The following is a 26,651-nucleotide window of genomic DNA, read 5'->3' on the forward strand; positions in this document are numbered from 1 at the left end:
ACGGCAAGTAATGGCGAGCAATCTTGGGCTGCTCGCAGCCCAATGCGGACATGAGAATAGTGCAGTGCCGCCGGATTCTGATCGTTGAATACGTATAGGTCAAATGGCCGTTTAGCGAGCCTTCCGAAAGTCTCGAGGCGACTTTCCTGTCCAACCTCGAAACGCTCGTGTGAAATTAGAACTGTTCGTATATCCGAGGCTTTCAGCAATGGAAGCGACAGTGTTTGAAGAACTGGCAAGGAAACCTATGACTACTACGGTCGAGACGGAGTCAAAGGCCCGGTGGCGGTTCCGACCTTCACCAACGCGCATATCGGTGACCAGGGCATGCAATCTCTGATCTCCATCGGCGAGCACTATGCCGACAAGATCGTGCAGCCTTCGCTGACCATTTACAGCAAGTCGGCCTTCACCGCGATTTGCTCAACCGCGTTCGTCGAGAAACTGACCAACGAGCACAAGGAGCTGGCCTTTGACGAGTTCAGCCATGTTGACTTCTACTACACGCCGGAGGCCGTGAAAGCATCGACTGATGCTGTGGCTGAGTTCTTCAACGCATAAACCCATTGGTGGAGGTCGTAGCAATCTGACCTCCGCCTTCTCCGGCAAATAGGCAGACAATGGTGCGATGCCAAGCATCTGCCCTAAGCCAACGTTTGCCGTACCTATTCGGCCGAACGGTGCAGCAATTCCGATGGAATTTTCAGGCCCGGTCCGCTTAGAGGTCAACTCGACTTCTTCCGGTCGTATTGCATGCGAAACTGCCTGACTTCATCCATCTGCTCATGCGACCAGAAGACAAGTGGCTTGAGCATCTCGAGTAAACTGCGGCCCAAAGGCGTCAATTCATAGGATACGGCCACTGGTGGCCCTGGATCGACAGTGCGGGTCAGGTAACCGTCACGCTGCAATCCACGCAGGTTTTCGGTCAGTACACTTTGTGTGACGTCTCCGATGCAGCGCTTGAGGTCGCCAAAGCGTTTCGGCTCATCCTCCAGCGCAAGGATGATGATCATTCGCCATTTGCCCGTCACATTGGACAGCACGGAGCGAATGGCGCAGTTGGACGCTTCAGCTTTGTTAGCAACACCTATTGGTAGCATCTCAATCTCTGGTAGTGTTTCAAAACTTGCCTACACAGTAATCCAGTGCCACCCTCTGCGCAACACCTTGATACTATGTCTGGTAGTGTTGGGCATACCTAGTCAGTTTAAAGTACGTAATTGCAATGTGGTACTGTTTTGATACCACGTAGTGAGAGGATACGAATCGAAAGGTAAAACCATGTCTCCCACAGAACTCGTCATCGCCCTTTTCACCGCGGCCTTCATCGAACACGACCCGGAAGCGACGCGGCAACTGGTTACGCCGGACTATGTTCAACACAACCCACAGATCCCGACCGGCGCCGACGGGCTGGTAGGCTTGATACCTCTGGTCGAGCAATCCGGGATGACTGCAACCAACCATAGGATCATTACCGAAGGTGACATGGTCGTGCTGCACAGCACTTTTGATAACGCAGACGCCTTTGGCGCACCGACGCTTGCAGCGTTTGACGTTTTCCGGGTGGAGAACGGCAAAGTTGCCGAGCATTGGGATAACTTGCAGCCAGTTCCCGAAACAACAATGTCGGGCCGGGGTATGACCGATGGTGCGACCGAGATCACTGATCTCGACAAAACCGAAGAAAACAAGGCGTTGGTTCTTGGATTTGTGCGCGATGTCCTGGGCGGTGCGGCGCCAGAAAAGGCGCCGATGTATTCCGAGGTCTACATGCAGCACAATCCCAATCTCGCTGATGGCCTCGATGGTTTGTTTGAGGGCACCAAGGCCTGGGCTGAACAGGGGAATGTCATCACCAAGTTCGAGCCGCAGATCGTTGTGGCAGAAGGCAACTTTGTCTTCGTTGCGTCCGATGCCACCGTCAGCGAGAAACCCTGGGCTTTCTTCGACCTATGGCGGGTTGAGGATGGCAAGATCGTAGAGCACTGGGATGTCGTTGCGCCCACCCCTGCGGAGATGGTGCACGGGAACGGAAAGTTTTAATAGCCGGCGAGGAATGGCGGGTCAGGATCTGCTGGCCCGCCAACCAGGCCGGTGGTCACTGGAAGCGGCTTGCCTAACCCCTTCCGAACCAAACACGAGAGAACAGTCGGTCTTTGACTACAAACTGGTGGTAAATTGCGCCGGCGACATGCAGGGCGATTAGGGCAAACAGCAGTTTTGTGAAAATCCCATGGGCAATTCGTGCTGAGTAAATGGAAAAGTCGGGTGGCAAACTGCCTTCGCCACCAAACACAACTCCCGGCAATCCAGCCTGCATTGCGGTCCCAATGCCGCTTCCGGCGACCAACAGGGTCAGCAGATTGAGGGAGACATGCGTTGCGACGCCCAATTTGTCCAAAGCAGCATTTCCAGTGGTGGCGTGAGGAGGTTGTTCGCTGATCTTGCGCCAGATGATCCTGATGATGGTCAGCAACAAGATCACCCCGCCAAACATCATATGACCACGAAGGGCCATCAGTTTTGCCGGGTCGGCGTTGGGCAATTTGGACAGGGCAAAAGTTCCCATGACCAACATGAACAGGATCAGCAGTGCGGAAAGCCAATGCAGGGCAACCTGAATGGAATTGTATCTATTCGTGGACGTTGTCATCTCTAAATCCTTTCCTCACCAGCCCATGTGATAGAACGCCCAGATGCGCTCTACATTCATTGGCAGCCAGGCGTCGTATGAGCGCCAGTTTTCGTATTTCGGCAACCTGACCTTCTTCTGGAGGGCATCCGGGCTATGGGTGCCGGCATCCATTTCCGCCTTCACGGCCGCCATCAGATCCTCGATATATTCCCGCTGTTCCCGGACAACGGATGCCGGTTCGATGGCAGGCTCGGTTTCAGGGCCGTGACCGGAGATGACATAGTCAAAGTCCGTGGCCTCGATCTCTTTCAGAGTTCGCACCCATTCATCCGGCCAGAAGTCGGGCATGATCCGGAAAGCAACGCGCCGGGGGGTCACAATATCCACCACGAAGATGATTTTCTCCTCGGGTAGGCGCATGATCGCAAGGCTGTCGCCGTGATTTGGCCCGTAATATTCCAGATCAACCCGGCGCCCGCCCAGTTCAACTGAATAGCGATCCGAGAAGGTGATATCCGGTGCGGGAAGGGTCGGGTTGGGATGATCCGTCAGTTCCTTTGCCACGTTTTCGTGGCCGATAAACTCAACACCTTCATCGTCCAGCACCACCCCGCCGCTGATGTGGTCATGGTGGTTGTGACTGTAAAGCACGTAGCGAATAGGTTTGTCCGTGATCCTGGCGATCTCTTCTTTCAGGAGACTCGCCGCTTTGGGGTTCATGGGATCTGTTGCGATGACCCCCTCATCCGTGACGATGAAAAAGTTGCGGTAGACCCACCAGCGGAACACATAGATGTCGTTGCCGATATGTTTGACGCTGTGGCCAAAGGCTTCGCCTCCCATCAGTTCGTTTGTCGGGTAGTCCGAAGCCGCCAGTGCGGGTGCGGAAAGCGCGACCGATACCGCCAGAAAGGCGGATTGAATAAAGCGTTTCATGTCAGTCTCCTGTGAAAGACAGTCAGAGGGTTCCTGCGGTCACTTTGCTGTTGTTCAGCATCTTGCGAACCGTAACGAGGTACTGCTCGATCTCTTCATCGCTCAGACCGTCACTAAACTGAGCGTTCACGGCTTTGGATATTCTGGAAAGTTCCACCGCCAGGGACGCCCCTTTAGGTGTCACTTGGAGTGAAATGGACCTTCGGTCGTTTTCCTTCTGGTCCCTTGAAACCAGATCTTGCGCCACAAGTTTGTCGAGAAGGCGGGTGATGGCGGCCCTGTCGATGCCTAGGAACTTGGCCAATTCAGACGGTGTGGTGATCCCATCATAGTGCACGGCACCCAAAACAGCCCAGCTCACTCGCGTGACCCCAAATTCTGAGAGCCGCTGGTTAAACTCAGCCTCCATGGTTCGGGCCATCAGGGACGTCCAGTAGCCCAGACTGTCGTGGATGGAGCGGGATTCGGGCGCAGTGTTTTCAACGTTCATATATAATTGATAGTCACAATAGTTGCTTGTGTCAATTAAAGAGAGCCACAAATGCCTCAGATCGCATGGCCATAGGCCAAGCATCTGAGGCAGAGGTCTGAAAGCAGCCCTAACCGGACCTTGATAACGCCTCATCCAGTTGAAACAGAAACAACCCCGATCAACACGGGGCTGATCGGGGTTGAGGCAGAAGGCCAGAGGTCTCCGGCCCAGGTTGGAAGGGGTAAACCGTTCCGGTTGTCTTTGTTCTGGTATCTAAATGATGCGGGGGTTAGCGGTGCTTGTGATGCCCCCTGGCGCGGCCGTTGTTGTGGGCCTTGTGATTGTTGTGATGGGGATTGTCGTAGCGGTCTTCCAAATCATTCCGCTGAACAACTCCCGCCGCTGCACCGACGGCGGCCCCAACGGCGGCCCCTTCAGCAGCGTCCCCGCCGGTTACTTCGGCAACGACAGCACCGGCCACGGCACCCCTGACGGCCTTTTCGGCAACATAATCAGCCTGTGCCGTCATCGGCAGGGCCAGCACCAGGGCTGCTGCGAGAGTGGAAAGAAGTGTGGTTCTGCGTGCGTTTGTCATGGTTCCAACCTTTCTGGCAGTGGCGTCTTTCAGTGTCCGCCTTCTGACATTGAATTAAAGGGAACCCGCGCAGAGATGATTTCGGCGTTGGGACAAACTGGCGTGAACTTGGGACAGCACGTGACTTAGGCCAAACCGAAGGTGACAGAGCGAATGCTTTTCTCTCTGACTGGCCTCCCAGATGGAGGCGTCAGATCAGGTTCAAAGTCGATCTCGCCCTTTGAGGTACTTCGTTGGCGAAGCTCCGAAGAATTGAGTGAATGCGCGTGAGAAGTTGCCGGGCTCATTGTACCCCAAGGCTTCGGAGACTGTTGCGACCGAGTTTCCTTTCAGCTCCAGCAGCTCAACCGCCCGTTCCATGCGGGCTTTGGCCAGGACCTCCCGAAACCCTGTTCCTTGCTTTGCGAGGTGCCTTTGAAGTCTTCGCGGGCCGACACCTGTTGCCTGTGCGAGACGTTCAAGAGAGGCGCCCCCATCGGCTACGTGCAAATGAACAACAGCGTCGACCGAAGCCAGTATGTCTTCGGGAGGTGTCGAACGCTCCCTTATTATGTCGTGACGTGTGGTGGACTGGATCGAATGATTGGGTGAGTTTGGTGTGCTCAAAACCGAGGTATCAAACAACAGACGCAGACTCGAACCGCCGAAGGAGACAGGGCAGCCAAACACCTCTTCCGCCATGCCGGATTTCTGCGATTTGGGAAAGTCGAACTCAATCTTCGCAGGCGACCAGTTTTGTCCAAGATAGTGCCGAGGAATGCTCAGCATCGACGCCACTGCGCTGAAGGCAATATCCTGATAGCTGGAATGAGACTTGAGCCCGAATTTGTAGGCGTAGGAAACCAGATTGCCATAGATAACAAACTCCACCCGATCCGCACTGGAATGCAGCTTCATCTCCTGCTGCGCTCGTTTCAGCGCTGTTCTGAGATCCGGAGCAGATAGTACGTAGTCACCCCAGGCGCCGTAGTCTGCGACGGTCAGGAACGGGGCAAATAACAGGCCAAGTTGATCTTCGCCCAATTCACGGCTTACCCGTTCGATAAAGGCGCAGAGGGAATACTCCGGAATATACCCATTTCGCTCGGTCACAAAGCGTTCGACCAGACCAGCGTCTGACAGAAGCTGATGGGTTTTCTTCTCGCCAAGCTCTCTGACGGCAAACATGGGCATAGCCCCAAGCGACTTGGCGCTGATCATTGCAGGTGAAAACGACGTCATGTTGTCCCCGTGAAATTACCGACAGTCTGTCGTGAAATGATATTTCTGACAATCAACTTTGTGCGATAGTTGTCCCTGTTTCGCTCGCACGCATTTTCAGGGAGAGGCCCATGTCGCCACTAAAATCCGTTTCCGCACTTGCACTTGCCGTAGGCCTGTCGGTCGCAGCGCAAACCGCCCCGGCGCAAACATTCAATGATACCGGCAATATCCTGGCGCGTTCAGCTGAGGTCGAAGATATTGAATACCAGATGCTTGTGCAGCGGGCGACGCAGGCCGCGATCTGGGGCATGCCCGCCGCCGGTATGGTCGACTTCCTGAAAGGTATCCGTCGCGACCTCGGGGGCGATTACAACGATATCGCTTATCTGAACAAGCCGTTTGATTCCAAACACGGCTTCCTGACGGCCAATGACGTGACTGCCTATGCCTGGGCCTCGATGACCTCCGAACCCGGCCCCCTGGTGATCGAGGTCCCGGCGGCGACCGAGAACGTCAGCTATTTCGGGTCGATTGTGAATGCCTGGGACGTGCCGATTACCGATGTTGGCCCGGACGGGCATGACAAAGGCAAGGGCGGAAAGTACCTGATGCTGCCGCCCGACTATGACGGCGACATGTCTGTCGAGGAACTTGCTGACGCCGGTTACATGCCGTTTGAGACCGATACCTACGAATACGGGTTTTCGTTCCGGCCCAGGCTCTACAATGGGGCGACCGATCTCGACGCGGCGGCCTATGCGCAGACGATCAAAGTCTACTATCTGTCAGAGGCCGACAACCCGCCGCCGAACACCTATCACGAAGCCTCAGAGGTGCCCTACGACTCGCTGCCTTATTACAACCATACCTTCTTTCAGGACCTAAACGACTGGCTTCAGGGCAACCCGGTCCGTCCGCAAGACAAGGTCATGGTAAACTTCCTCAAGGATCTCGGGATCGAGAAGGGTAAACCGTTCGAGCCAACCGAACGGCAGTTGAAGGCGATGGATGAGGGCCTCGTCCTGGCTTACGCCGCAATGCAACGCTATTTCGTCGAACCTGGGCTGGCGACCGTGCCCCTTTGGGTCGATGACAGTGGAGCGCTGAAAACCCAATGGCTGATCTGGGACTTTGCCGAAGGGCAACCCCAAGCGGGCTTCCCCTATGAGACTGAGACCGAGGTTCTGGTGGATGACCGGGCCGGTGGGAGTTACTTTTGGATCACCTACCTGCCGAAGCAACTCGGCGGCGGAACGTTTTACCTGACCGGTCTGCGCGACAGCGATGGTGAGATGTATGACCACAATGCCACCTACAGGCTGAATGTCCCGGCTGACACGCCGGCCAAGGATTTCTGGTCAGTGATCGTCTATTCGATGGAGACCAAGAGCTTCATCCGCAATGTCGAGCCTGTAGGTCTCTCAGAGCGTGATACCGGCAGCATGCAGGTCAATGAAGATGGCTCCTACGACATCTACTTCGGGCCTACTGCGCCGGGTGGCAAGGAGAGCAACTGGGTTCCGACGACGGAACCCTACTTCCTTCTGTTCCGGCTCTATGGCCCGGAAGAGGGCTGGCTGGAAAGCGGATGGATTCTGCCGGATCTGGAAAAGGTCAACTGAACCATGTGTCTTTCGCCGGAATAGCATCGGCGAAAGGCCAAAGAACTCGCAATCCTGACCCAACTACGCACATCGTGACCCGAAGTCCAAAGAAATCCCGGCGCAAAACTGGTGATGCTCGGCTCGCACACAAACAGGAGACACACCAATGAAATTCACCACCCTGATGGCCAGTACGGCGCTGGCAATCACCTCGACCTTTGCCCTTGCAGACGCGCCCAAATATGCCGCGGACGTCCCCGAAAACGTTCTGACACCGGATGTTGTTGAAACAGACACGCTGGGTCGTCTGGAGTTCTTCGACGGAATGCCGTCGCCGGAAACGGTCGATAAAGTGTTCGACAATCTCGACCTGGTTCGGGCGACCACAGCTTTCCTGGACGGGATGAAGATCGCCTCGCTGCGCGGAATGTTCCAGGGCTACGAAGATGCTGGCGCACAACCCAACGAGATCATCATCAAGGAAACCTTGATGGATGCCAAATCGATCTGGCTCACCCCCAACACCACGACGATTTACATCGGCTCCAATGTGGACATTTCCAAAGGTCCAATGGTTGTTGAGGTTCCTGCCGGTCTGCTCGGTCTCATTGATGATGCAGCCTTCGATTATGTCGCCGACATCGGTGTTCTAGGCGCTGACGAAGGCAAGGGCGGCAAGTACCTTCTGATACACAAGGACGATGGAACGCCGGTGCCCGAGGGGTATTTCGAGCTGCGCACCAAGACCTATGAACATTGGCTGTTGCTGAGGCGTTCGCCGGGCCCGAACGGGGAAACCGAAGGTCCGGTTGCCGAGATCAAGGCTGGCCTGAACGTTTATCCGCTCAGCGAGGCCGCTAACCCACCAGCCGAGACGTTCCACAACCTCTCCGGCGTGCAGTACAACACGGTTCACGCCAACAACTCGGACTTCTTCGAGGAGATCCATGTTGCCCTGGAGAACAATCCCGAGGATGCCTTCGCGCCCGAGATCCTTGGCACATTTGCTTCCATTGGTCTCAAGAAAGGCGAGCCCTTCGAACCAGATGAGCGTATGAAAGGGATTATGACCGAGGCTGCGGCCATCGCAAATGCCACGGCCCGTGCCATCACCTACGCCTCCCGCGATCCTGGGGTATTCTTCTATGAAGACCGCCAGTGGAACTCGCCGTTCCAGCGCCAGAGCTACCAGTTCCTGCAAGACAGCGCCCGCATTCTGGATGACAGGACCTATTTCTTCTACATGGCAACGGGGATCACGCCTGCAATGACAGCACCTCCTGTTGGTTCCGGATCGGTTTATGCGATGACTGCAAGAGACGGAGATGGCGCCTATCTCGATGGGTCCAAGACCTACAAGGTGACGCTTCCTGGGCCGGTTCCGGCCAAGAACTTCTGGTCATTCATGCTCTATAGCGGACAAACCCGCTCCATTCTAGAAACCGACCAGCAGTCTGGTGGCATCGACTCGAACCGCCCGGGTATCAAGCCCAACGAGGACGGTAGCTACACGATCTATGTTGGGCCAGAGGCTCCTGAGGGATGGGAAAACAACTGGGCCCAAACCATGCCCGGCAAAAGCTTCAATGTGATGATGCGTCTTTACGGCCCGCTGGAACCCTGGTTCGACAAGAGCTGGAAACCAGGCGACTTCGAACTGGTTGAGTGAGATGGAACAACCACGCAGGTTCAGTAAATAGTAGATTGTTTGCGGCTCCGTCTAGCGAATAGACGGAGCCGTCTACACGCATCGAGATCAGGCCGCTCGCTACACTTTGCAAAGTCAGGTTTCTGCGCATTGTTGCCATAGGCGACCGCTACCTGAGGGGAGAGTCCGCTTTCCGGGAGTGAACCAGTTACTTCCAAGCGAAGGTCGGTTGGTCGAAATGCGAGACTCGGGTTGTCTTGCCCCGTAGAGCGATTTCTCGAAACTGATAGAGAATGGCTGCCGTAGGAGCATACATGTAGTGCCCCAACGTCGGGAAGAAAGCCGACAGCACCGGGTGTTCGCTGTTGCCGCTTTCCTCAAGTCTTGGGATATCGGGACTATCAAGCTCCCGCAAAGGCAAGTGGAACACTTTCGCAACCTCGGACGGGTCTGGGCGCAACTCCACCTCCCCAGAAGCCCGCACAACAATCGGCGAAATTCTGAACCCAGACCTGGTTGGAAACTGGTCGAGCTGGCCCAAAACGCTATCTGCACCCAGATCCAAACCCAGTTCTTCGTGCAACTCCCTGAGGGCGGCATCAACCACAAGCTCACCTTCGTCCAGGCGGCCGCCAGGCAAGGCGTACTGACCGCCGTGGCGGTTGAGCTTCGGGGGCCTCAAAGTCATCAACACGCAGGCCTCACCCGTTTCCTGGTGCTCAGTAACTACGATTGCCACAGCAGCATCTCGCAATCCGCTTTGCTCGACCGTCTGGGCCGAAAAACTCCCAAGATTGACTTGGAGCTGCGACAGCAGATCAGGGCTGAATACAAAGGGCTGCACTAGACGATCCAATCTTAAAAAACTCCGGCCGGAGAATACCTACTCCTCCCACCTGAGGGCCTTCAAAGCAAGAAGGGCAATCGGCGAGCCTGCCACAACTAAATCTTGCACCTTGCGGCGACAAATGCACTTAATACTAGAGAATCAATGCCTCAAAGTTGATCTCCCTGACGTCTCTCGCCCAATGAGGTGGCGAGTTCAGGTGATAGTGCAACTTTATGGGCAAATCGTGCAAAGTTATGCGCAAACGCTGTGCAATATTATGGGCGAAACTCTGAAAATTTCCTCAATGAAATCAATGGAAGGGATGCAGCGTTATGCGCACACCTACAACCCGCCGCCGAAGCGGTAGCGGCCGCTGCGGATGCCTTGAGGAACGATCGGCGGGACGTTGGCAGTTTGCTGTGCTTGGTCATGGGGACTGGTCTCCCGTTCAGTGTTTGGGTTGGACGAGGGCATCGGCGCTTTCGTCCAGATCCTCGAAATGGTGATAGGTGAGCGTGACGGTCAGCACGCCGGGGATCTGATGCATGTCCATGATCTGATCCGAGGCACGCTGGGTTTCCGTGTCTTCGACGGTGACGACGATGCGGCCCTGATCATGGGCATGCACCTCTCCGCCTTGGGTTTCATTGATCGCTGCAATGACCTGCTCGGTCATCTCGGGCATGGCGTGGACCAGGCAACCGCAGATATTAGTCATGCACAGGTCTCCATCTGTTGCGTGGGCTTTTGAGGGGGGTGTTCGAAACTGATAGCATCCACCGGGCAGGACGCGGCGCATCCGCCACAGCCCGTGCACAAATCTGCATCAAGAACCGGTTGCGCGCGTCCACCGGTCCTGAGCTGAAATCGGATTGCACCGTGGTCGCAGAAGTCCTGACAGGTGCGGCATTGAACGGAGTTGAGCGACAGGCACCCGCTTTCCACACTGGCCTTCCATGCCCAGTCCTGATCACGTCTCAGCGCTTCGGGTTCGCAGACATCGATACACTCGCCGCAGAACGTGCATTTCCCGGCTTTGAAGTCGACCTTTGGAAATCCGTCGGAATCAAATTCGATAATGGATTCGGGGCAAGCCGGACCGCAATCGCCGCAGCGCGCACACGTGTCGAAAAATACCGAATCCGGTAGCGCCCCAAACGGGCGCATTTCCACGCTGGAATTGAACCCGCCCTTCAAAAAAGAGCGTCTGTTCGGATTGTGCGGCACGCGTGGCTCCCATTTTTGTGGCTATCGCAAATTGCCTGTGGGCGACCACTAACTGAAATTTTTGGAACTGTTATTGATTCAGATCATGTTGGATTCGAAAATTAGCCAATTTGAGTCACCTTTAAGACGGTGGAATCACAGAGGCTTACGATGCGTCAACTTGTGTGGGTCATCGTATTCCAATGAGCCGGGAACCGCTATTTCAGACTGCCGCAACATACTGAGGACGGCGACGGTTTCACCATCGGCAGGGATGTTCGTCCGGGTTCCGATTTTGCAGATTGACGCAGCAAGCCCGGATTTGGCATAAGCGCCGGACATTCGGTTCCGCAGGCATTGCCCTGTGGAAGCAAAAGGGAACACGGTGCGGCCTGACTTGTCTGGCCAAATCCGGGACTGCCCCCGCAACTGTAGGCGGTGAGCGCGGCTGATCATGCCACTGGAGAGATCCGGGAAGGCCAGCCAAGCGAAGAGCCGCAAGTCAGGAGACCTGCCGGATGTTCAGGCCCTTCACGGGGCCAAAGCAACCGGACGCCGGGGTGGGCGTCTGGCTCGTGCCGGACCTGACAAGGCCCGGCCCTTGCCGCATCCTCCCGTTCGTCCCTTCTGTTCAGGCGATCCCATTGGGGTCGTCGGTTTCGATGAAGGACGTCAGATGAAGAAGACCCTATTGGCCGCCGCCGCTGCCATTTCAATCCCCTCGCTTGCGGGGGCGCATTTTCTACTCAACTACACAGAAACCGCCATGATCGACCGTCCCGGGGACGTGCCGGTCAAGCTGATTTTCTGGCACCCACAGTCCAACGGTCACGTGATGGATCTGGAAATGCCGCAGGCATTCTACATGATCCACAAGGGCGAGAAGGTGGATCTGATGGACCGGTTGCAACCGTCCCGCTTTCGCGCCGGCGAAAACGAAGGGGCCGCGTTAACCGGGAGCGTGCCGGTGAAGCGATCAGGCGACTACGTGCTGGTGACCGTTCCGCAGCCCTATTTCGAGGAAAGCGAAGATAAATATATCCAGCAAATCACCAAGGTTTTTCTGAACCGCAACGAGCTGCCCACAGATTGGGATCAGCCGGTCGGGCTCAAGACCGAGATCATGCCGCTCAACAAGCCCTACAACGTGATTGCCGGGTCAACCTTCACCGGCCGTGTTTTGTCCGGAGGTGAGCCCGTTTCCGGTGCGGAGATCGAAGTAGAGTATATGGCTGCCGAACCGCGGCTGGATGGTGACGGGACCAAGCCGGTGACTGCCGCGCCGATGCCCGGTGGCGCGATCGTCGCCATTTCGGACGCAAACGGCTATTTCACATTTGGCATTGCCAAGGCAGGGTACTGGGGATTCGCCGCGCTCGGATCCGGGCCCGATACCGAGTTCGAAGGCAAGGAACTCAGCCAGGATGCGGTGATCTGGATTCGCGCGCATAACCTGGAATAGGGAGCCCGGCGCATGCACATCGTAGACGGAGCCCTGTCCACACCCGTGATCCTCGGCGGCGCTGCGCTTGCCGTGGGCGGGCTGGCGATGGGGCTGCGGCAACTCCCGGTCGAGAAGATCCCGGCCGCCGGTGTGCTGTCGGCCAGCTTTTTCGTAGCGTCGCTGATCCACGTTCCGATCGGGCCGTCTTCGGTGCATCTCATCATGAATGGCCTGGCCGGGCTGGTGCTCGGCTGGGCGGCTTTTCCGGCACTGTTCGTGGGGCTTTTGCTGCAGGCAGTGTTCTTCGGTTTCGGTGGGTTGACCGTTTTGGGTGTCAACGCGTTCAACATCGCGATGCCCGCAGTAATTGTCTGGATGCTGTTCGGCCGGTTGGTCGTCAGCGGCACACCAATGACGGGTGCGATCTGGGCCGGGATCGGCGGGGCCTTGTCGATCGGGCTGACAACGGTGTTTGTTGCTGTCTCGCTGGCCCTGACCGGCGAAGAATTCCTGCCGGCCGCAAAACTGGTTTTCTTTGCCCATATTCCGGTGATGGTGATCGAAGGGCTGTTGTCCGCAGCGGCGATTTATCTTGCGCGCAAGGTCAAGCCGGATCTCTTTGTTTCCGTGAAGGGGGCCTGAGGCATGACCCGTGCGCTCCTCCTCTTTGTCCTGCTCTTTGCTGCGGCGCCGGCCTTGGCGCACAAGGTGATCGCGTCGGTTTTTGCCTCGGGCAACATGATCGAAGGTGAGATCGGTCTTTCAAACGGTGAAATGGCTTCGAACCAGCCGGTCGAGGTGTTCGATGGCGAAGGCAACCGACTGGGCGAAACGATCACGGACGAGGATGGGTTCTTTGTCTTTGCCCCGGAACAGCCTGTGGCCCATCGCTTCTATTCCGATCTCGGCGCCGGTCACGTCGCAAATATCACCATGCCCGCCGACGAAGTGGCCGCCATACTGGGCGTCGCGGCTGAAGAGCCCGTTGCGACCAAGCCCAACGCTGTCGCCAAAGGCACAGTTGCGGTTGCTTCGCTGTCCGACGAAGAGCGCGCGGTAATTGCCACCATCGTGCGGGACGAAACCAGATCCCTGCGACGCGAGATAGCTGCATACAAGGAAAAGAACGATCTTCAGACCATCCTTGGCGGGATCGGGTACATCTTTGGCCTGTTTGGCCTTGGGTTCTATCTTGCCGCCCGGCGCAAACTGAAACTGGCGGGCTGACCGATGAACCAGGTGTTGTCCGCAGGAGCAAAAACCCAGTCCAAGACCGGCGCCAGCTTTGCCGTAGGCCTGATCGGCGAGATCGACCCGCGGGTGCGGATCGTGGCCGCCGTCGCCTATGCCGCAACCGTCGTGTCGCTTTCGCGCTTTGAGGCGCTGGCGGCGGCGCTTTGTATTTCGCTGAGCCTGTTGGCGGTTTCACAACTGCCGCCGCGCCCGACGCTCCGGCGGGTCGCGGCCATGGACGGGTTCATTCTGTTTATGCTGGTGATGCTGCCGTTCACCATGCCTGGCACGCCAATCTTCACGCTCTGGGGTTATCCGGCGTCGTGGGAAGGGCTCTGGCGCGCCATCGAGATCGCGCTGACCGCCAATGCCGTTGTGCTGGCGCTGATGACGCTGGTGGGCACGATGGAGCCGGTCACTTTGGGCCACGCGCTGCACAAGCTGCGCTGCCCGGACCGGCTTGTTCACCTGCTGCTCTTTACCATCCGCTATATCGAGGTTCTGCGCGAGGAATACCTGCGTCTTCGCACCGCCATGCGCCTGCGCGGCTTTCGACCCGGCACCAACTGGCACACTTATCGCAGCTTTGGCTATCTCGTGGGCATGATGCTGGTGCGGGCGGTGGAACGTTCGGAGCGGATTCTCGAGGCGATGAAATGCCGGGGCTTCTCGGGCCGCCTCGTGGTGCTGGAGCGCTTTCGCCTGCGCCGCATTGACCATTTGTTCATAGCAACGGTATGCGCCGTCCTGCTGGCCCTGATCGGCCTGGAGGTCGCCCATGTCGCTGATTGAACTGTCCGATGTTCATTTCGCCTATCCCGGCCATGACTCCGTGCTTAATGGGGCGACTCTGACGCTCAACGAAGGCGAGCGGCTATCGATCACCGGTCCGAACGGCGCCGGAAAGTCGACATTGCTGCGCATGATTGTCGGGTTGCTGACACCGGATTCCGGCAGGGTTACCGCCTTTGGGCAGGATCGGCGGGTCGAGGATGACTTTCACGAAGTGCGCCGCCGTGTGGGTTTCGTGTTTCAGGACGCCGATGACCAGCTGTTCTGCCCGACCGTTGCCGAAGACGTTGCTTTCGGCCCGCTGAATCTGGGTCGCAGCCGGGAAGACGCGCTTGAGATCGTCGACAATGTGCTGTGTTCACTGGACCTGATGCACCTGCGTGACCGGGTCACGCACAAGTTGTCAGGAGGGGAGAAGCGGCTGGTGACGCTGGCAACCGTACTGGCGATGCAGCCCGAGATCCTGCTGCTGGACGAACCGACGAACGCGCTTGACGTCAAGAACGAAGCGCGGCTGGTTGAAATTCTGGGAGGGCTCGAACTGCCCTTGTTGCTGGTTACCCATTCGCCGGAGTTCCGGCAGAAAATCGCACCCGACAGCTACGCGCTGGAGAAAGGGCAACTGATCCGGCTCTGACGGATTGCTTGGCGTCAATATCAAGTCTTGGCCTCGTACAGGGTCTTTGCCTTGATTGATTCGTGGCCAAAATGAGCAGGATTGCCATTCCGATTGGAGACAATGGGCGCGAAATTTCGGTATTGCGTTCAGAAATGGGGCTAATCGCGGCAGATTTGTGGCGAAATGCCCTCAAATTAAGGCGGCTTTGGGGCCGCAATTCAATTGTCTCCTATTGGTGAACAAACTGGGGGGTCAAATCGGTCAAAATCGACCTTTGGCCGCCCAAAACCCCTGTGAAGGTCTGCTCGGCAGGACTCTATGCTGCAGTTTTCGAAACAATGCACAATCTAATGGCGAAAAATTGACGCTACGACCCCCCATTTGGGGAGGCGAATCCGACGTAATGTGGCGGATTTGTGGCGACTTTTCGCTTTGCCGGGTTTTGCCGCTTGGGTATCAAGAACCAAGCCCAACTGGGGGGCGATGTCTGTTGGTCGTGGGGGCGACCGCACAGGAACGTGCATCACTTGATGCAGAAGAGACGCGTGTTGGCACGAGCGATGGCCGTGCTGCATGACACGCGAACCGGGGCGGCTGTGTCGCGGCCTCGGGGGCGGGTTTCTTGCGCCTTTCTCTTTCTCCAAGGGCTAAGCGGCTCTGTGCGGATCGCCTCGGACCGCGCATCGCTTTTTCAGGGGAAAAGGAACAGCCGCAGCAGCGGCAGGCGCGAATGAGCCCCGGAAGGAGATCGAGATGTCCGGCAATGACAAAACCCCGACAAAACCCGACGCAGGAACGCGCGACGGAATCGTCGAGGGGACATCAGGAAACGACCGCATTGATCTGGTTTACACCGGCGATCCGGACGGCGACATGATCGATAATGGCGATGCACCTGTCGGTGACGGGCCCGATGACGATGTTGTCGTGGCCGGAGCGGGCGATGACACGCTAATGGCAGGCGCTGGTGACGACACCGTCTATGCCGGCAGTGGCTCGGATGAGGTGCATGGCGAAGCTGGTGACGACGTGCTGTATGGCGATGGCAAGGCACCGGGTGGCAAGGCCGGTGCGACCCGCGAAGTGTTCAAATGGGATCTGGCACCCGATCCGGATGATGGGGGTCAGGTGGATGACGAGGACGATCTTGGCGCTGGCTTCAGCCAGAGTACCGGCAATGTCACCGTCAAATTCTCTGCCCTGCAATCGACCAAGACCACGGCAAGCTTCGAGACCGACAGCCAGGTTGTGTCGGGGATCAATACCGACGGAGCGGCTGCCGACGACACAAGCGGCATGCAGTCGCTGCTCAATGGTGACGACAACTCGGGCCTCTATGTGTTTGAGTTTTCATCAGAAGTGGAGAATGTCTCCTTCCGGATCAACGACCTCGACGGCGATGGCCGGGTCAAGATCCGCGCCTTTGATGAACAGGGGAACCCGGTCAAGGTGGTTCTCGAAGCCGGATCATGCATCACGTTGACGGACAAGGATGGTGTCGCCGGCGCGGAGACCGCCACCAGCAAGGGCGGATACGACGATGCGGATGCCGACAAATACTCGGTTCTGGTCACGGTCGCGGGCCCGGTTTCGAAGCTCAAGATCGACCACGATCAGGCCGGCCCGGACAACAGCGGGATCGTTGTCACAGATGTCTATTTCGACGTGCCGATGATCGATGATGGCCCGGATGGCGACGACACGCTGATTGGCGGCGAAGGCGATGATGAAATCTATGGGAACGGTGGCGATGACAGCCTGTCCGGCGGGGATGGAAATGACCTCGTCGACGGCGGTGACGGCGACGATATCATCGACACCTCGGGCAAAGCCGCACATGCGCTGCCCGATCGCGGGTTTCCATCCTATGCCGGATTCCCGGCAATTCCGGCCGATCTCGACCCTTACAATGACCGCGATACGGTGTTTGGGGGCGAAGGCAATGACGAAATCCGAACCGGTGACGACATGGACGTTATCCGGGGCGGTGCAGGCGATGACAGCATCGACGGCGGCTTGGACGACGACGCAATCGGGGGCGGCGACGGCAATGACCAGATCGTCGGGGGCGAGGGTTCAGACACCATAAACGCAGGGGCGGGAGACGACCTTGTCTATGGCGGTCTGGACCCGGCCTTCCCGGATGCGCTGAACATTCGCGATGACGGCACCGACGGTCCGGCAGACCCGGTGCAGGACAATGGCCGCGACGAAATCCGCGGCGGTGACGGAAACGACACGATCTTTGGCCAGGATGATCGTGACACTATATTCGGCGACGCCGGTGATGATTTCCTTGATGGCGGCATCGACAATGACGAGGTGTCGGGCGGGGCCGGTTCCGACATCATTTTGGGGGAACATGGCGACGACACACTGTCGGGCGGCGATGACATTGATCTGGTGCTGGGCGGCGAAGGCGACGACGTCATTCGTGGCGACGGTGCAACCGACCTTCTCGGCGGCGGCGATGGTCGGGACACGGTCGAAGGCGGCGACGGCATCGACGTGATCCTCGGCGGCTCCGGCGATGACCGGGCGGTCGGCGGCAATGACAGCGACCTTGTGCTGGGCGGCACCGGCAACGACATGATCTTCGGCGACGGAGAGGATGGCGAGGGCAACACTGCCGGTGGTGCGGGCGACGTTCTGTTCGGCAATGACGGTGATGACACCATCGTTGGCGGCACGGGCAACGATATCATCGACGGGGCCGAAGGGGCCGACGTGATGACCGGCGGCGCCGATCGCGACTGGTTCATCGAGGTGGGCGTCGGCGACGATATTGACGGCAGTGAAACCGGCGATGATGTTGATACGCTGGTTCTGAACGGCGCGGCCATCGTCAATTATGACCCGACCGACCCGGAAGCCGGCACAATCGATTTCTACGACATCGACACGCTGGAAATTACCGGCACCGCGACGTTCCGAAACATCGAGAACGTGATCTATGTCGAGGATGTCATCAATCCGGTTTCCGCCCTGTCGGCAGCTCCGCCGCGCCCGGCTTCGGATGACGATGTCGGGGATGTGCCCGGCGTGCCGGTTGTGGAACCACGCGCAATTCAGGGTATCGTTGAAGGCACTGACGGTCGCGACGTGATCGACCTTGCCTATACCGGCGATCCCGAAGGCGACATGATCGACAACGGTGATGCGGTACTTCCCGGCGAAGCCCCTGATGATGACATCGTGTATGCCGGTGACGGCGATGACGACATCTTTTCTGAGCTGGGCAATGACGATGTCTTTGCCGGGGGCGGCGACGACTTTGTCGCGGGCGGCTCGGGCAACGACGTGCTGCGCGGCGAAGACGGCAACGACCTCATCTTTGGCGAATCCGGAAATGACCAGCTGTCTGGCGGCGATGGCAATGACGGGCTTGACGGAGGGATCGGCAACGATGTTCTCGAAGGCGGCGACGGTGATGACAACCTGAACGGCAATGACGGCAACGACTTCGTCTTTGGCGGCGATGGTGGTGATATCATCCAGGGCGGCGCAGGCGGCGACCTGCTGATTGGTGGCGGAGGCAATGACGCCATCGACCTCGGGCTCGGCGATGGCGAACGGGACCTCGCCTTTGGCGGCGACGATTCCGATACCGTGACTGGACTTGGTCAGGATGACTATGCCGATGGTGGGGAGACCGGTGCCACCGATTTCGACGTCCTCGACCTGACCGGCGCTGCCGAGGCGGTCAACCCGGGCGGTACCTTGCGGGTGGATTACGATCCAACGGACATCGAGGACGGCACGGTGACCTTCATCGATGCGTTCGGTGATGAGACCGGCACCGCAGAGTTCTACAATTTTGAACGGGTCATCGTCTGCTTTACGCCGGGCACTCTGATTGCCACCCCGAAAGGCGAACGCCGTGTGGAAACGCTTGAGGTCGGAGACCGTGTCATTACGCGTGACAACGGAATTCAGGAAATCCGCTGGATCGGCAGCAAGACCCTCACGGGTGAAAACCTAGAACACGCGCACCATTTGCGCCCGGTGCTGATCCGCAAAGGGGCTTTGGGGAACGGTTTGCCGGAACGGGACATGATGGTCAGCCCCAATCACCGGGTGCTGGTCGCCAATGACAAGACCGCGCTCTATTTCGAGGAACGCGAAGTTCTGGTGGCAGCCAAGCATCTGACCGGGCTCGAAGGGGTTGATATCGTCGACGTATCGGACGTGACCTATATCCACTTCATGTTCGATCAGCACGAGGTTGTGCTCTCGGACGGCGCCTGGACCGAGAGCTTCCAGCCGGGCGATCATTCACTGGCGGGGATCGGCAATGCTCAGCGAACAGAGATCTTCGAACTGTTCCCCGAACTGGAGACGCGCGAAGGACTCGAAGCCTATCAGTCAGCGCGGCGCTCGCTGAAGAAACATGAGGCTCGTCTACTGACCCACTGACGGCAGAGACCTCGCCCGAATTCCCGGATCAACAGCTACACCCCCGCGCACCGGGACGCGGGAAGAAGGCGGCGCAGGGCAACCTGTGCCGCCTGTCTTCATTCAGCTTTCCGGTGGCTGTGCCTGGTTGACGCGCCATGCGGACCAGTGTTCCGGCGTGTCGAGATCCAGCCGCGCCCTCTGACCCGGCAGGGTAAAGAATTGCAACTTGTCGCGATTGGCCTCGATGATGGCCCGTGCGCCCTGATCCCCGTTAAGGGCGGCAAACTGCGGCAGAAGATGCGCAGAGAACAGGACAGGATGGCCCGGCAGCCCGTCCGCCGTAGCAGCCTGCAGGATGGCGGCATCCGAGGTTTCAAAGGCGGCGGCCAGTCCGGCCATATCCGCCGTGGTTATGTCCGGCATGTCCCCGGGCAGGATCATTACACCAGTGATCGCATCGGGCAGCGCATCGATACCGGCACGGATGGAATGGGCCATGCCAAGGCTGGCATCCGGCGAGGGGATGAGCTGGGCGCCGGTCGCGGCCTTGGCGCGCGGGTGGGCAAGGTCCGGCACCACCACGACAACGTCACAGCCCGTGTCGAGCGCACGGCGCGTCATTGTCGTAAGGCACGGGGCGCCGTCGACTTCTTCCAATAACTTGTCGCGGCCCCGCATCCGGGTCGAACCTCCGGCCGCTAGGATCAGGATGGATATCATGGCGCGCAGTTTAGCCGCGCATCCGGGCGCCGTCCGCATCAAAAAGCGGGATAGAGATAACCCGAGCTTTTCGCATCTCGCCAAGGATCTCGATCTCGACCTCCCGCCCGTCCGCAATCCGGTGCCGGGGCAGAAAGCCCTGGGCAATGGACTTTCCGGTGTGATGAGAATAGCCGCCGGAGGTGCAGAACCCGACCACCTCGCCATCAAGCCAGATCGGTTCATAGGCATTCACATCGGCATCTTTGGCGTCGACCTCGAATGCGGCAAGACATCGGGCCGGAGGCATGTCGCGTTCGGCCTCTGCCGCGGATCGTCCAATGAATTCAACATTCTTGCGGAAAGAGATGAAGCGATCTAATCCTGTTTCTGCAGCAGTATAATCGGGCGAAAATTCCGACAACCAAGACCCAAAGAACTTGTCGAGCCTTAGCGACATCATCGCCCGCATGCCAAATGGCACGATGCCATGTGGCTGTCCTGCGGTCCACAAGGTCCACCAGAGCTGCCGCTGCGCCATCGGATCGCAATAGATCTCATAGCCCAGATCGCCGGTGTAACTGATCCGCTGGACAATGCAGTCGGTCATGCCGAGGGTTGAGTGCCGAACATCCATGAAGTTCATATTGGCAACTTCGCCGCCGGCACACGCGGCCAGAACCGCGCGCGCATTCGGCCCCGCGATCTGGAAGCCATTTCGTTTATCACTGATATTTTCTATGGTTACATCGTCATCCTGATGTTTCTGAAACCAGCGCATATGGTAGGCTTGGGCACCATAGGATGCGGTCAGCTGAAACGCGGTCTCATCAAGGCAAGAGACTGTGAAATCACCGATCAACCGCCCTTGAGGTGACAACATGGGTGTCAGCGAGACGCGGCCGGGACCGGGGATGCGTCCCGCCATGATGCGATCCAGCCAGCCTCTCGCTGCCGGACCCTTGACGAGATATTTTCCGAAATTGTGGATTTCGTTGATACCGACGGCTTCGCGTACGGCCCGGACTTCCCGGCCAGTGGCTCCGAACGCATCCGACCGTCGAAAGGACGGGGTTTCATATTCTGGTTCAGTGCCTTGGGCGAAGTAGTTGACAACCTCCAGCCCATATTGCTGACCCCAGACCGCACCGAGATCGGAAAAGATATCGAACATCGGCGTGGTTCGGTTAGGGCGCGCTGCGGGAAGTTCCTCGTTCGGATAGGCCACCGAAAACCGCTTCTGATAATTCTCGATGACTTTCGGGCGGGTGTATCCTGGGCTGACCCAGTCCCCGAAGCGGGCCACGTCCATTGCAAAGACATCCCGCTCCGGTTCCCCTTCGATCATCCATTGGGCCAGCGTAAGCCCAACCCCGCCGCCCTGCGAGAACCCGGCCATCACGCCGCAGGCCGACCAGTAGTTGCGCAATCCGGGAACGGGACCAACCAGTGGGTTGCCGTCAGGGGCAAAGGTGAACGGTCCGTGGATTACGGACTTGACCCCGGCGGTCGCAAGGGCCGGGAAACGTTTGTAAGCAAATTCAATGCTGTCGGTGATCTTCTCAAAGTTGTCCGGCAGCAGTTCATGGCCAAAGTCCCAAGGAGTTCCATCGACCGCCCAGGGTTTGCAGGGCTGTTCGTAGAACCCGATGCACAGGCCGCGCCCTTCCTGCCGGAGATAGCTTTCGCCGGCGGGGTCCATCACATGGGGATGCTCGCCATCACGCGCTTCGATTTCGGGAATAGTGTCGGTGACGATATACTGGTGCTCCATCGGGTGCAGCGGCAGGTAGAGCCCGGCCATCGCCGCGACCTCGCGCGCCCAAAGACCGCCCGCATTGACCACATGTTCGGCGTGAATGGTGCCCTTGTCGGTGACCACGTCCCAGCTGCCATCCTGGCGCTGGTTGGTCTCGGTCACCATGCAATGGGTTTCGATTGCCGCTCCCGCCATCCGAGCGGCCTTGGCATAGGCGTGTGTTGTGCCGGACGGATCAAGATGGCCATCCAGCGGATCGTAGAGCGCACCGATGATACCATCTGTGTTGGTTATCGGCGCGATTTTTCGGATTTCCTCGGGGGTGACGATCTCCGTCTCCAGCCCCATGAACCGGTGCTTTGCGCGCTCTGCAAGCAGCATGTCGAACCGGTCCTGATTGTCGGCCAGTGTCACGCCTCCGACATGATGCAGTCCGCAGGACATGCCGGTGATCTCCTCCAGCTCCTTGTAGAGCCGGATGGTGTAACCCTGCAGCGCAGCCATGTTGGTATCGCCATTGAGGGTGTGAAACCCGCCGGCGGCATGCCAGGTCGAGCCGCTGGTCAACTCGGACCGCTCCAGCAGCATCACATCCGACCAGCCGAGCTTGGTCAGGTGGTAGAGAACCGAACAACCGACGACTCCGCCGCCGATAACCGCCACGCGGGTTGTGGTCTGCATGAGATCCCTCCCTGTTTGAACGGAGGGTGCAACCCGACCCCGCAGGCTGCTGTCCTAAAAACGACACCTTCTGTCGCGCGGTCCGTTCAGATCCGTGCCGGATCAGGTCTGGCACCAGACATGCATTTCAGCGGCCTTTTCCCGGATCCACAGCACGTCGAACCCGGCGATCAGCCTGTAGCCGCGATCAAAGAGCGCGTCGGCCTGCGGTTTTGCCATTGCGGCGTTTCCAAGGGGCAGGCCAGCGGCCTTGGCAGCGCTTTCGACACGGGCCAGCGCCGCCTGAAACTCGGGATGGTCAAACTGCCCCATCACTCCGAGATCGGTGCTGAGATCGAACTGGGCCGGCACCAGCAGGTCAATTCCGGGCACGGCACAGATTTCTTCGATGTTCTCAACGGCATCGGCCGTTTCCACCAGCAGGCAGCACACCAGCTCTGGCCCGATCGCGGCGGGGTAGGTGGGCAGGCTTTCGCCCCAGCGGGACTGGGCGATGAACGGACCGAAGCCCCGCCTGCCATGTGGTGGGTAACGCATCGAAGCCACCGCCTTGCGCGCATCCTCGGCGGTACGGATCAGCGGAAAGACAATGCCCTCGGCCCCGATGTCCAAGGCGCGTTTGATCTGGGCGGACTCGTTTTCCGCAACCCGGACCAACGGCGCGCAATCGGTGCCCTGCGTGGCTGCTATCATCGCATGGGCCGAGCCATAGTCGACCGCACCGTGTTCAAGATCCACAATTACAGCATCGATGCCCGAAACTGCGATGGCCTGCGTGACAACGGCCGATGGAATGGTGCAAAGCACAGAGCTGAGCCGGGCGTCTGTTTCGCGCAGCTTTCGCTTCAAACTTGGCATACTGACAATCTCCCTAATGAAATACAGGGGAAAGCCTAGCAGGTGCTTGCGAAGTTACGTAATTCTTTTTCCGGCCCGGGTTTCAGTCCGAAGTCCGCAGCGGCGAATGCTGGATGATCCAGACCGTCAGCAACGGGGCGGCCACAGTGATCACCGAAACCGTGATCAGGAGCATTCCAAGATCCGAGTAATCGGCTGGCGTCGTGATGGTGCCGTCTTCAGCTTGGACTTCCCGGGTCACAACAAAGAACTGGTTGAGGTATTTGGTAGCAAGGCTTGATGCTGACAAGGCGAGATTTGTGAAGGAAGCCATCACCGCGAAGAATGTGGCCTTCAGCCGTGATGGTGCGTTGCGGGCAATCCATGCCAGCATCGGGATCATAGAGATCTGGCCGAGCGGGGATTCCACCGCCGTGTTGATGACCGCGATGAATCGGGCATCGACTAAACCGCCCGTCATGGCAGCTGTCCAGTTGTGAATGCCATAGTAGAGGCCGATTCCCGGGAGCGACAGAAGTCCTGCTGCTATCGACAAGAGGATCACGATATCGGCAATGGATTTTGACGCCATCATCGGACGCAGCACGATCATTCCTACCAGTGTCAGCACCGAGGTGATCAGGTAGAGCACACTGAGGAATTGCTGGTCGAAGCCCAGAACGTCGATCTCGAACCATGTTGCACCGGCCCCGTTCAGGGGAACTGCCCGGAACACGAAGATGATGATGGCCGTGCCGACCAGCGCCCGCGCTTTATCGGGCTCAAGATTTCGGATCAGTTGCCGCATCAGCGTGAGCACGATGGCCATTGATCCGGCAAACACGATCTCCTGCGAATAGGGGGCATCGGACAGGCCGACCGTCAGGGTCATCACCACAAAGATCGCCCCGCCGGTGAAATACCAGTGATTGGCCCGGACCGGCTCTCCGTCCGGATCGAACTGCGCCGTCGCTTCGGTCCGGGACATGCCAAGCGAGATCATTTTGCGGATGGACAGGCGTTTCTGGATCCCCGCCAGCAAAACGCCGGAAATCGAGATGCACGGAATGACAAGCGCCAGCAAGTAGATCTGACCGTAGGTAGAGGCCTTTTCTTCGGCAGGCAGTGTTTCGATCCCCGAAAACAGCCAGATATTGAGCAGCGCAACCACGCTGGCGCCGCCGATCAGGGCAAAGCGTCCAAGGGTCTGCATAGTGGTGTGCAGCGCCCGCTCGGTTTTGGGGGCAAGCGGCGTGCCGTCGGGGTTGGTGCGCGGAACGGCCTCGACCGACATGGCATCGGCAACTGCGTCCTGCACGACATAGCCGCAGGGCGCCAGCAGGACCGCCACCACATACCAGCCGGTTGTCGACAGAACATCAGGTAGCCAGTCGGCGCGCGTTGCCAAACCGAACATGATCAGGAAACTGGCGGCGATCAGCGCCGCGCCGATATAGATCAGCCCGGCCTTTCGTCGCCAGATCAGGTCAACGAGATGGCCAAGCGGCATTTTCAGCGCCCAGGGCAAGCCGGCCCAGAAGGCCAGGCCGGCGATGAAGGCCGCGGACACGTCGAGGTATTCCTTGACGAAAAACGTGCCGACCACAGAGGTCAGCCCCTGAGCGCCGGCCGCGAAATAGATCATGAGCGGCGGAAGAAAGGACCAGCGCAGTTGTCTCAGCAGGTCGACAACAATCCGGTCTAACCAGCTTCGGGATCGGGCCGCCTCGTATTCGCCGGACGACGTCACAGCGGGCGGATCTTCAGGCCGGTGACCCGGTTTCCGTCTTTTGCGGTGACTTCGAACCGGTATCCGTGAAAGGCAAAGACCTGACCCACAGTCGGGATCATCTGGGCCTCGTGGATCACCAGACCGGCAACGGTATTGGCCTCGTCATCGGGCAGCGTCCAATCCATTGCGCGATTCAGGTCGCGGATTGTCGTTGCGCCCTCGACGAGGAATTGACCGTCCTCCATGCGTTCGACCACTTCGTCTTCGTCCGGGTCAAACTCATCGGTGATTTCGCCGACGATCTCTTCGAGAATATCCTCAAGCGTGATCAGGCCACGCAGACTGCCATACTCGTCGACGACGAGGGCAAAGTGGCTGCGCAGGCGGAGGAATTCGCGCATCTGGTCGTCGAGCGTTGTGGTCTCGGGGACGAAATAGGGATCGTTGGCCACCTTGGTGATGTCAAATCCCAGCAATCGGTCGGTGTCGCCCTGCGCACCGCCAACCTGAGCATACATGGCGCGGAACAAATCCTTGGCGTGGACCACCCCAATGATGTTTTCGGGCTCGTCCCGATAGACGGGCAGGCGGGTATGCGGGCTTTGCAGACACTGTTGCAGCAACTCTCCGGGTTCTGCCGCGGCGTCGATCATCTCGATGTTGGATCTGTGCAGCATGATCTCTTCGACCGTGCGCTCGCCCAGATCCAGCGCACCAAGGATCCGATCCCGATCCTCCTTTTCGACCACGCCTTCGGAATGGCCCAGTTGCAGCGCGCCGGCAATTTCTTCGCGGACCGCAAGGATCTGGCTGTCCGGATCAATCTGCACACCAAACACTCTGAGCACGCCCCGCACCAGCAGGCGAACGGCCGAGACAATTGGGGCAAACAGCGTGACTACCACACCAATCGGTCCGGCCACGGCAGCTGCTGCCTTTTCGGCATTGGTGATGGCATATGTCTTGGGCAGCACCTCGGCAAAGATCAGCACCAGAAAGGTCATCACCAGCGTCGCCAGCGCCACGCCGCTTTCACCAAAGAGGCGTGTGAACAGGGCGGTTGCCAGCGATGCCGCAAGAATATTGACCAGATTGTTGCCCAGCAAAACGGACCCGATCAGCCGTTCGTTGTCCTCGGTGATGGCCAGCGCCCGTTGCGCCCCCCGTGATCCCTTGTCGGCCTGCGTCCGAAGTTTGCCGCGCGACGCAGCCGTAAGCGCGGTTTCCGAGCCCGAGAAAAAGGCAGACAGAACCAGCAGAAACAGGATGGCGCCAGCTGTGATCCAGAGGGCGCTGTCGAGAGTAGAGGAAGCAGGGTCCATG

The 26,651-nt window shown here is 58.4% G+C and carries 26 protein-coding genes and 1 riboswitch; of the genes, 10 read left to right on the top strand and 16 right to left on the bottom strand.

All coding sequences use genetic code 11. From position 1 onward, the window contains the following. Positions 1-111: 111 nt before the first annotated feature. Positions 112-312: a helix-turn-helix domain-containing protein gene (locus ACP15U_RS17815; RefSeq protein ID WP_425046592.1), complete on the bottom strand. Its 201-nt coding sequence runs from the start codon at positions 310-312 to the stop codon at positions 112-114. Between ACP15U_RS17815 and ACP15U_RS17820 the strand changes: the two genes are divergently transcribed. Beyond that, positions 283-561: a hypothetical protein gene (locus ACP15U_RS17820; protein WP_425046598.1), complete on the top strand. Its 279-nt coding sequence runs from the start codon at positions 283-285 to the stop codon at positions 559-561. The genes ACP15U_RS17815 and ACP15U_RS17820 overlap by 30 nt on opposite strands. Before the next feature lie 164 nt (positions 562-725). Here ACP15U_RS17820 and ACP15U_RS17825 read toward each other — a convergent pair whose 3' ends face one another. Next, positions 726-1,103: a winged helix-turn-helix transcriptional regulator gene (locus ACP15U_RS17825; RefSeq protein ID WP_425046508.1), complete on the bottom strand. Its 378-nt coding sequence runs from the start codon at positions 1,101-1,103 to the stop codon at positions 726-728. Between the two features lie 181 nt (positions 1,104-1,284). Here ACP15U_RS17825 and ACP15U_RS17830 point away from each other — a divergent pair, with 181 nt between their 5' ends. Next, entirely contained in the window at positions 1,285-2,049 is a 765-nt protein-coding gene (locus ACP15U_RS17830) for a nuclear transport factor 2 family protein (RefSeq protein WP_425046509.1), read from the top strand. A 73-nt stretch (positions 2,050-2,122) separates the two neighbouring features. Here ACP15U_RS17830 and ACP15U_RS17835 read toward each other — a convergent pair whose 3' ends face one another. The 5 genes from ACP15U_RS17835 to ACP15U_RS17855 all read right to left on the bottom strand — a co-directional run bounded on the left by ACP15U_RS17835 (position 2,123) and on the right by ACP15U_RS17855 (position 5,865). Beyond that, entirely contained in the window at positions 2,123-2,659 is a 537-nt protein-coding gene (locus ACP15U_RS17835; protein ID WP_425046510.1) for a cytochrome b, read from the bottom strand. A gap of 15 nt (positions 2,660-2,674) precedes the next feature. Further along, entirely contained in the window at positions 2,675-3,577 is a 903-nt protein-coding gene (locus ACP15U_RS17840; RefSeq protein ID WP_425046511.1) for an MBL fold metallo-hydrolase, read from the bottom strand. A 22-nt stretch (positions 3,578-3,599) separates the two neighbouring features. After that, the gene (locus ACP15U_RS17845; RefSeq protein ID WP_425046512.1) at positions 3,600-4,067 is read right to left on the bottom strand and encodes a MarR family winged helix-turn-helix transcriptional regulator; all 468 of its coding nucleotides are present in this window, start codon (positions 4,065-4,067) and stop codon (positions 3,600-3,602) included. Positions 4,068-4,338: 271 nt separating this feature from the next. Then, positions 4,339-4,644, bottom strand: a complete 306-nt coding sequence (locus ACP15U_RS17850; protein ID WP_425046513.1) for a glycine zipper domain-containing protein — start codon at positions 4,642-4,644, stop codon at positions 4,339-4,341. A gap of 201 nt (positions 4,645-4,845) precedes the next feature. After that, a complete protein-coding gene (locus ACP15U_RS17855; RefSeq protein WP_425046514.1) occupies positions 4,846-5,865 on the bottom strand; it encodes an AraC family transcriptional regulator ligand-binding domain-containing protein in 1,020 nt (339 codons plus the stop codon). 110 nt (positions 5,866-5,975) lie between these two features. Between ACP15U_RS17855 and ACP15U_RS17860 the strand changes: the two genes are divergently transcribed. Both ACP15U_RS17860 and ACP15U_RS17865 read left to right on the top strand, forming a co-directional pair. After that, the gene (locus ACP15U_RS17860; RefSeq protein WP_425046515.1) at positions 5,976-7,469 is read left to right on the top strand and encodes a DUF1214 domain-containing protein; all 1,494 of its coding nucleotides are present in this window, start codon (positions 5,976-5,978) and stop codon (positions 7,467-7,469) included. A 148-nt stretch (positions 7,470-7,617) separates the two neighbouring features. Next, positions 7,618-9,120, top strand: a complete 1,503-nt coding sequence (locus ACP15U_RS17865) for a DUF1254 domain-containing protein (RefSeq protein ID WP_425046516.1) — start codon at positions 7,618-7,620, stop codon at positions 9,118-9,120. A gap of 187 nt (positions 9,121-9,307) precedes the next feature. Here the strand turns inward: ACP15U_RS17865 and ACP15U_RS17870 are convergent, their stop codons facing one another. The 4 genes from ACP15U_RS17870 to napF all read right to left on the bottom strand — a co-directional run bounded on the left by ACP15U_RS17870 (position 9,308) and on the right by napF (position 11,155). Continuing rightward, a complete protein-coding gene (locus ACP15U_RS17870) occupies positions 9,308-9,943 on the bottom strand; it encodes an NUDIX hydrolase (protein ID WP_425046517.1) in 636 nt (211 codons plus the stop codon). Positions 9,944-10,203: 260 nt separating this feature from the next. Beyond that, complete coding sequence (locus ACP15U_RS17875; RefSeq protein WP_425046518.1) at positions 10,204-10,359, bottom strand: twin-arginine translocation signal domain-containing protein; 156 nt, start codon at positions 10,357-10,359, stop codon at positions 10,204-10,206. A gap of 17 nt (positions 10,360-10,376) precedes the next feature. After that, the gene (locus tag ACP15U_RS17880; RefSeq protein ID WP_425046519.1) at positions 10,377-10,646 is read right to left on the bottom strand and encodes a chaperone NapD; all 270 of its coding nucleotides are present in this window, start codon (positions 10,644-10,646) and stop codon (positions 10,377-10,379) included. After that, complete coding sequence (napF, locus tag ACP15U_RS17885; protein WP_425046520.1) at positions 10,643-11,155, bottom strand: ferredoxin-type protein NapF; 513 nt, start codon at positions 11,153-11,155, stop codon at positions 10,643-10,645. The genes ACP15U_RS17880 and napF overlap by 4 nt, the downstream gene beginning before the upstream one ends. A gap of 305 nt (positions 11,156-11,460) precedes the next feature. Then, positions 11,461-11,667, top strand: a riboswitch (cobalamin riboswitch). Positions 11,668-11,810: 143 nt separating this feature from the next. Here napF and ACP15U_RS17890 point away from each other — a divergent pair. From ACP15U_RS17890 to ACP15U_RS17915, 6 genes are all read left to right on the top strand, one after another. After that, positions 11,811-12,596 (top strand): DUF4198 domain-containing protein, encoded by a 786-nt coding sequence (locus tag ACP15U_RS17890; protein ID WP_425046521.1) that lies wholly within the window; start codon positions 11,811-11,813, stop codon positions 12,594-12,596. 12 nt (positions 12,597-12,608) lie between these two features. After that, positions 12,609-13,220, top strand: coding sequence for a cobalt transporter CbiM (gene cbiM / locus ACP15U_RS17895; RefSeq protein ID WP_425046522.1), 612 nt, complete (start codon positions 12,609-12,611; stop codon positions 13,218-13,220). A 3-nt stretch (positions 13,221-13,223) separates the two neighbouring features. Continuing rightward, positions 13,224-13,805, top strand: coding sequence for a cobalt ABC transporter permease (locus ACP15U_RS17900; protein WP_425046523.1), 582 nt, complete (start codon positions 13,224-13,226; stop codon positions 13,803-13,805). Between the two features lie 3 nt (positions 13,806-13,808). Then, positions 13,809-14,603 (top strand): cobalt ECF transporter T component CbiQ, encoded by a 795-nt coding sequence (gene cbiQ, locus ACP15U_RS17905; RefSeq protein ID WP_425046524.1) that lies wholly within the window; start codon positions 13,809-13,811, stop codon positions 14,601-14,603. Beyond that, positions 14,590-15,240, top strand: a complete 651-nt coding sequence (locus ACP15U_RS17910) for an energy-coupling factor ABC transporter ATP-binding protein (protein ID WP_425046525.1) — start codon at positions 14,590-14,592, stop codon at positions 15,238-15,240. The genes cbiQ and ACP15U_RS17910 overlap by 14 nt, the downstream gene beginning before the upstream one ends. A gap of 735 nt (positions 15,241-15,975) precedes the next feature. Continuing rightward, entirely contained in the window at positions 15,976-19,638 is a 3,663-nt protein-coding gene (locus ACP15U_RS17915; protein ID WP_425046526.1) for a Hint domain-containing protein, read from the top strand. A 102-nt stretch (positions 19,639-19,740) separates the two neighbouring features. On the opposite strand, the gene ACP15U_RS17920 is transcribed toward ACP15U_RS17915, so the two are convergent. From ACP15U_RS17920 to ACP15U_RS17940, 5 genes are all read right to left on the bottom strand, one after another. After that, the gene (locus ACP15U_RS17920; protein WP_425046527.1) at positions 19,741-20,340 is read right to left on the bottom strand and encodes a nucleotidyltransferase family protein; all 600 of its coding nucleotides are present in this window, start codon (positions 20,338-20,340) and stop codon (positions 19,741-19,743) included. Between the two features lie 10 nt (positions 20,341-20,350). Then, positions 20,351-22,759, bottom strand: coding sequence for a GcvT family protein (locus tag ACP15U_RS17925; protein ID WP_425046528.1), 2,409 nt, complete (start codon positions 22,757-22,759; stop codon positions 20,351-20,353). 102 nt (positions 22,760-22,861) lie between these two features. Beyond that, entirely contained in the window at positions 22,862-23,617 is a 756-nt protein-coding gene (locus ACP15U_RS17930; RefSeq protein ID WP_425046529.1) for an HpcH/HpaI aldolase family protein, read from the bottom strand. Between the two features lie 82 nt (positions 23,618-23,699). Next, positions 23,700-25,346: a hypothetical protein gene (locus ACP15U_RS17935; RefSeq protein ID WP_425046530.1), complete on the bottom strand. Its 1,647-nt coding sequence runs from the start codon at positions 25,344-25,346 to the stop codon at positions 23,700-23,702. Then, positions 25,343-26,650: an HlyC/CorC family transporter gene (locus tag ACP15U_RS17940; RefSeq protein WP_425046531.1), complete on the bottom strand. Its 1,308-nt coding sequence runs from the start codon at positions 26,648-26,650 to the stop codon at positions 25,343-25,345. Before ACP15U_RS17940 ends, ACP15U_RS17935 begins: the two co-directional genes overlap by 4 nt. Position 26,651 lies beyond the last annotated feature (1 nt).

The organism is Primorskyibacter sp. S87, from assembly GCF_049801055.1.
Taxonomy (GTDB): Bacteria; Pseudomonadota; Alphaproteobacteria; order Rhodobacterales; family Rhodobacteraceae; genus JBNAGF01.

Excerpts from the sequence above, each read along its gene's own strand:
- ACP15U_RS17890 (WP_425046521.1), top strand. The coding sequence starts at position 11,811 with ATGAAGAAGACCCTATTGGCCGCCGCCGCTGCCATTTCAATCCCCTCG.
- ACP15U_RS17855 (WP_425046514.1), bottom strand. The coding sequence starts at position 5,865 with ATGACGTCGTTTTCACCTGCAATGATCAGCGCCAAGTCGCTTGGGGCT.
- ACP15U_RS17860 (WP_425046515.1), top strand. The coding sequence starts at position 5,976 with ATGTCGCCACTAAAATCCGTTTCCGCACTTGCACTTGCCGTAGGCCTG.
- ACP15U_RS17850 (WP_425046513.1), bottom strand. The coding sequence starts at position 4,644 with ATGACAAACGCACGCAGAACCACACTTCTTTCCACTCTCGCAGCAGCC.
- ACP15U_RS17845 (WP_425046512.1), bottom strand. The coding sequence starts at position 4,067 with ATGAACGTTGAAAACACTGCGCCCGAATCCCGCTCCATCCACGACAGT.
- cbiQ (WP_425046524.1), top strand. The coding sequence starts at position 13,809 with ATGAACCAGGTGTTGTCCGCAGGAGCAAAAACCCAGTCCAAGACCGGC.
- ACP15U_RS17940 (WP_425046531.1), bottom strand. The coding sequence starts at position 26,650 with ATGGACCCTGCTTCCTCTACTCTCGACAGCGCCCTCTGGATCACAGCT.
- ACP15U_RS17825 (WP_425046508.1), bottom strand. The coding sequence starts at position 1,103 with ATGCTACCAATAGGTGTTGCTAACAAAGCTGAAGCGTCCAACTGCGCC.
- ACP15U_RS17910 (WP_425046525.1), top strand. The coding sequence starts at position 14,590 with ATGTCGCTGATTGAACTGTCCGATGTTCATTTCGCCTATCCCGGCCAT.
- ACP15U_RS17900 (WP_425046523.1), top strand. The coding sequence starts at position 13,224 with ATGACCCGTGCGCTCCTCCTCTTTGTCCTGCTCTTTGCTGCGGCGCCG.
- ACP15U_RS17925 (WP_425046528.1), bottom strand. The coding sequence starts at position 22,759 with ATGCAGACCACAACCCGCGTGGCGGTTATCGGCGGCGGAGTCGTCGGT.
- ACP15U_RS17840 (WP_425046511.1), bottom strand. The coding sequence starts at position 3,577 with ATGAAACGCTTTATTCAATCCGCCTTTCTGGCGGTATCGGTCGCGCTT.
- ACP15U_RS17815 (WP_425046592.1), bottom strand. The coding sequence starts at position 312 with ATGCGCGTTGGTGAAGGTCGGAACCGCCACCGGGCCTTTGACTCCGTC.
- ACP15U_RS17880 (WP_425046519.1), bottom strand. The coding sequence starts at position 10,646 with ATGACTAATATCTGCGGTTGCCTGGTCCACGCCATGCCCGAGATGACC.
- ACP15U_RS17865 (WP_425046516.1), top strand. The coding sequence starts at position 7,618 with ATGAAATTCACCACCCTGATGGCCAGTACGGCGCTGGCAATCACCTCG.
- ACP15U_RS17930 (WP_425046529.1), bottom strand. The coding sequence starts at position 23,617 with ATGCCAAGTTTGAAGCGAAAGCTGCGCGAAACAGACGCCCGGCTCAGC.
- ACP15U_RS17875 (WP_425046518.1), bottom strand. The coding sequence starts at position 10,359 with ATGACCAAGCACAGCAAACTGCCAACGTCCCGCCGATCGTTCCTCAAG.
- ACP15U_RS17915 (WP_425046526.1), top strand. The coding sequence starts at position 15,976 with ATGTCCGGCAATGACAAAACCCCGACAAAACCCGACGCAGGAACGCGC.
- cbiM (WP_425046522.1), top strand. The coding sequence starts at position 12,609 with ATGCACATCGTAGACGGAGCCCTGTCCACACCCGTGATCCTCGGCGGC.
- ACP15U_RS17920 (WP_425046527.1), bottom strand. The coding sequence starts at position 20,340 with ATGATATCCATCCTGATCCTAGCGGCCGGAGGTTCGACCCGGATGCGG.
- ACP15U_RS17835 (WP_425046510.1), bottom strand. The coding sequence starts at position 2,659 with ATGACAACGTCCACGAATAGATACAATTCCATTCAGGTTGCCCTGCAT.
- ACP15U_RS17830 (WP_425046509.1), top strand. The coding sequence starts at position 1,285 with ATGTCTCCCACAGAACTCGTCATCGCCCTTTTCACCGCGGCCTTCATC.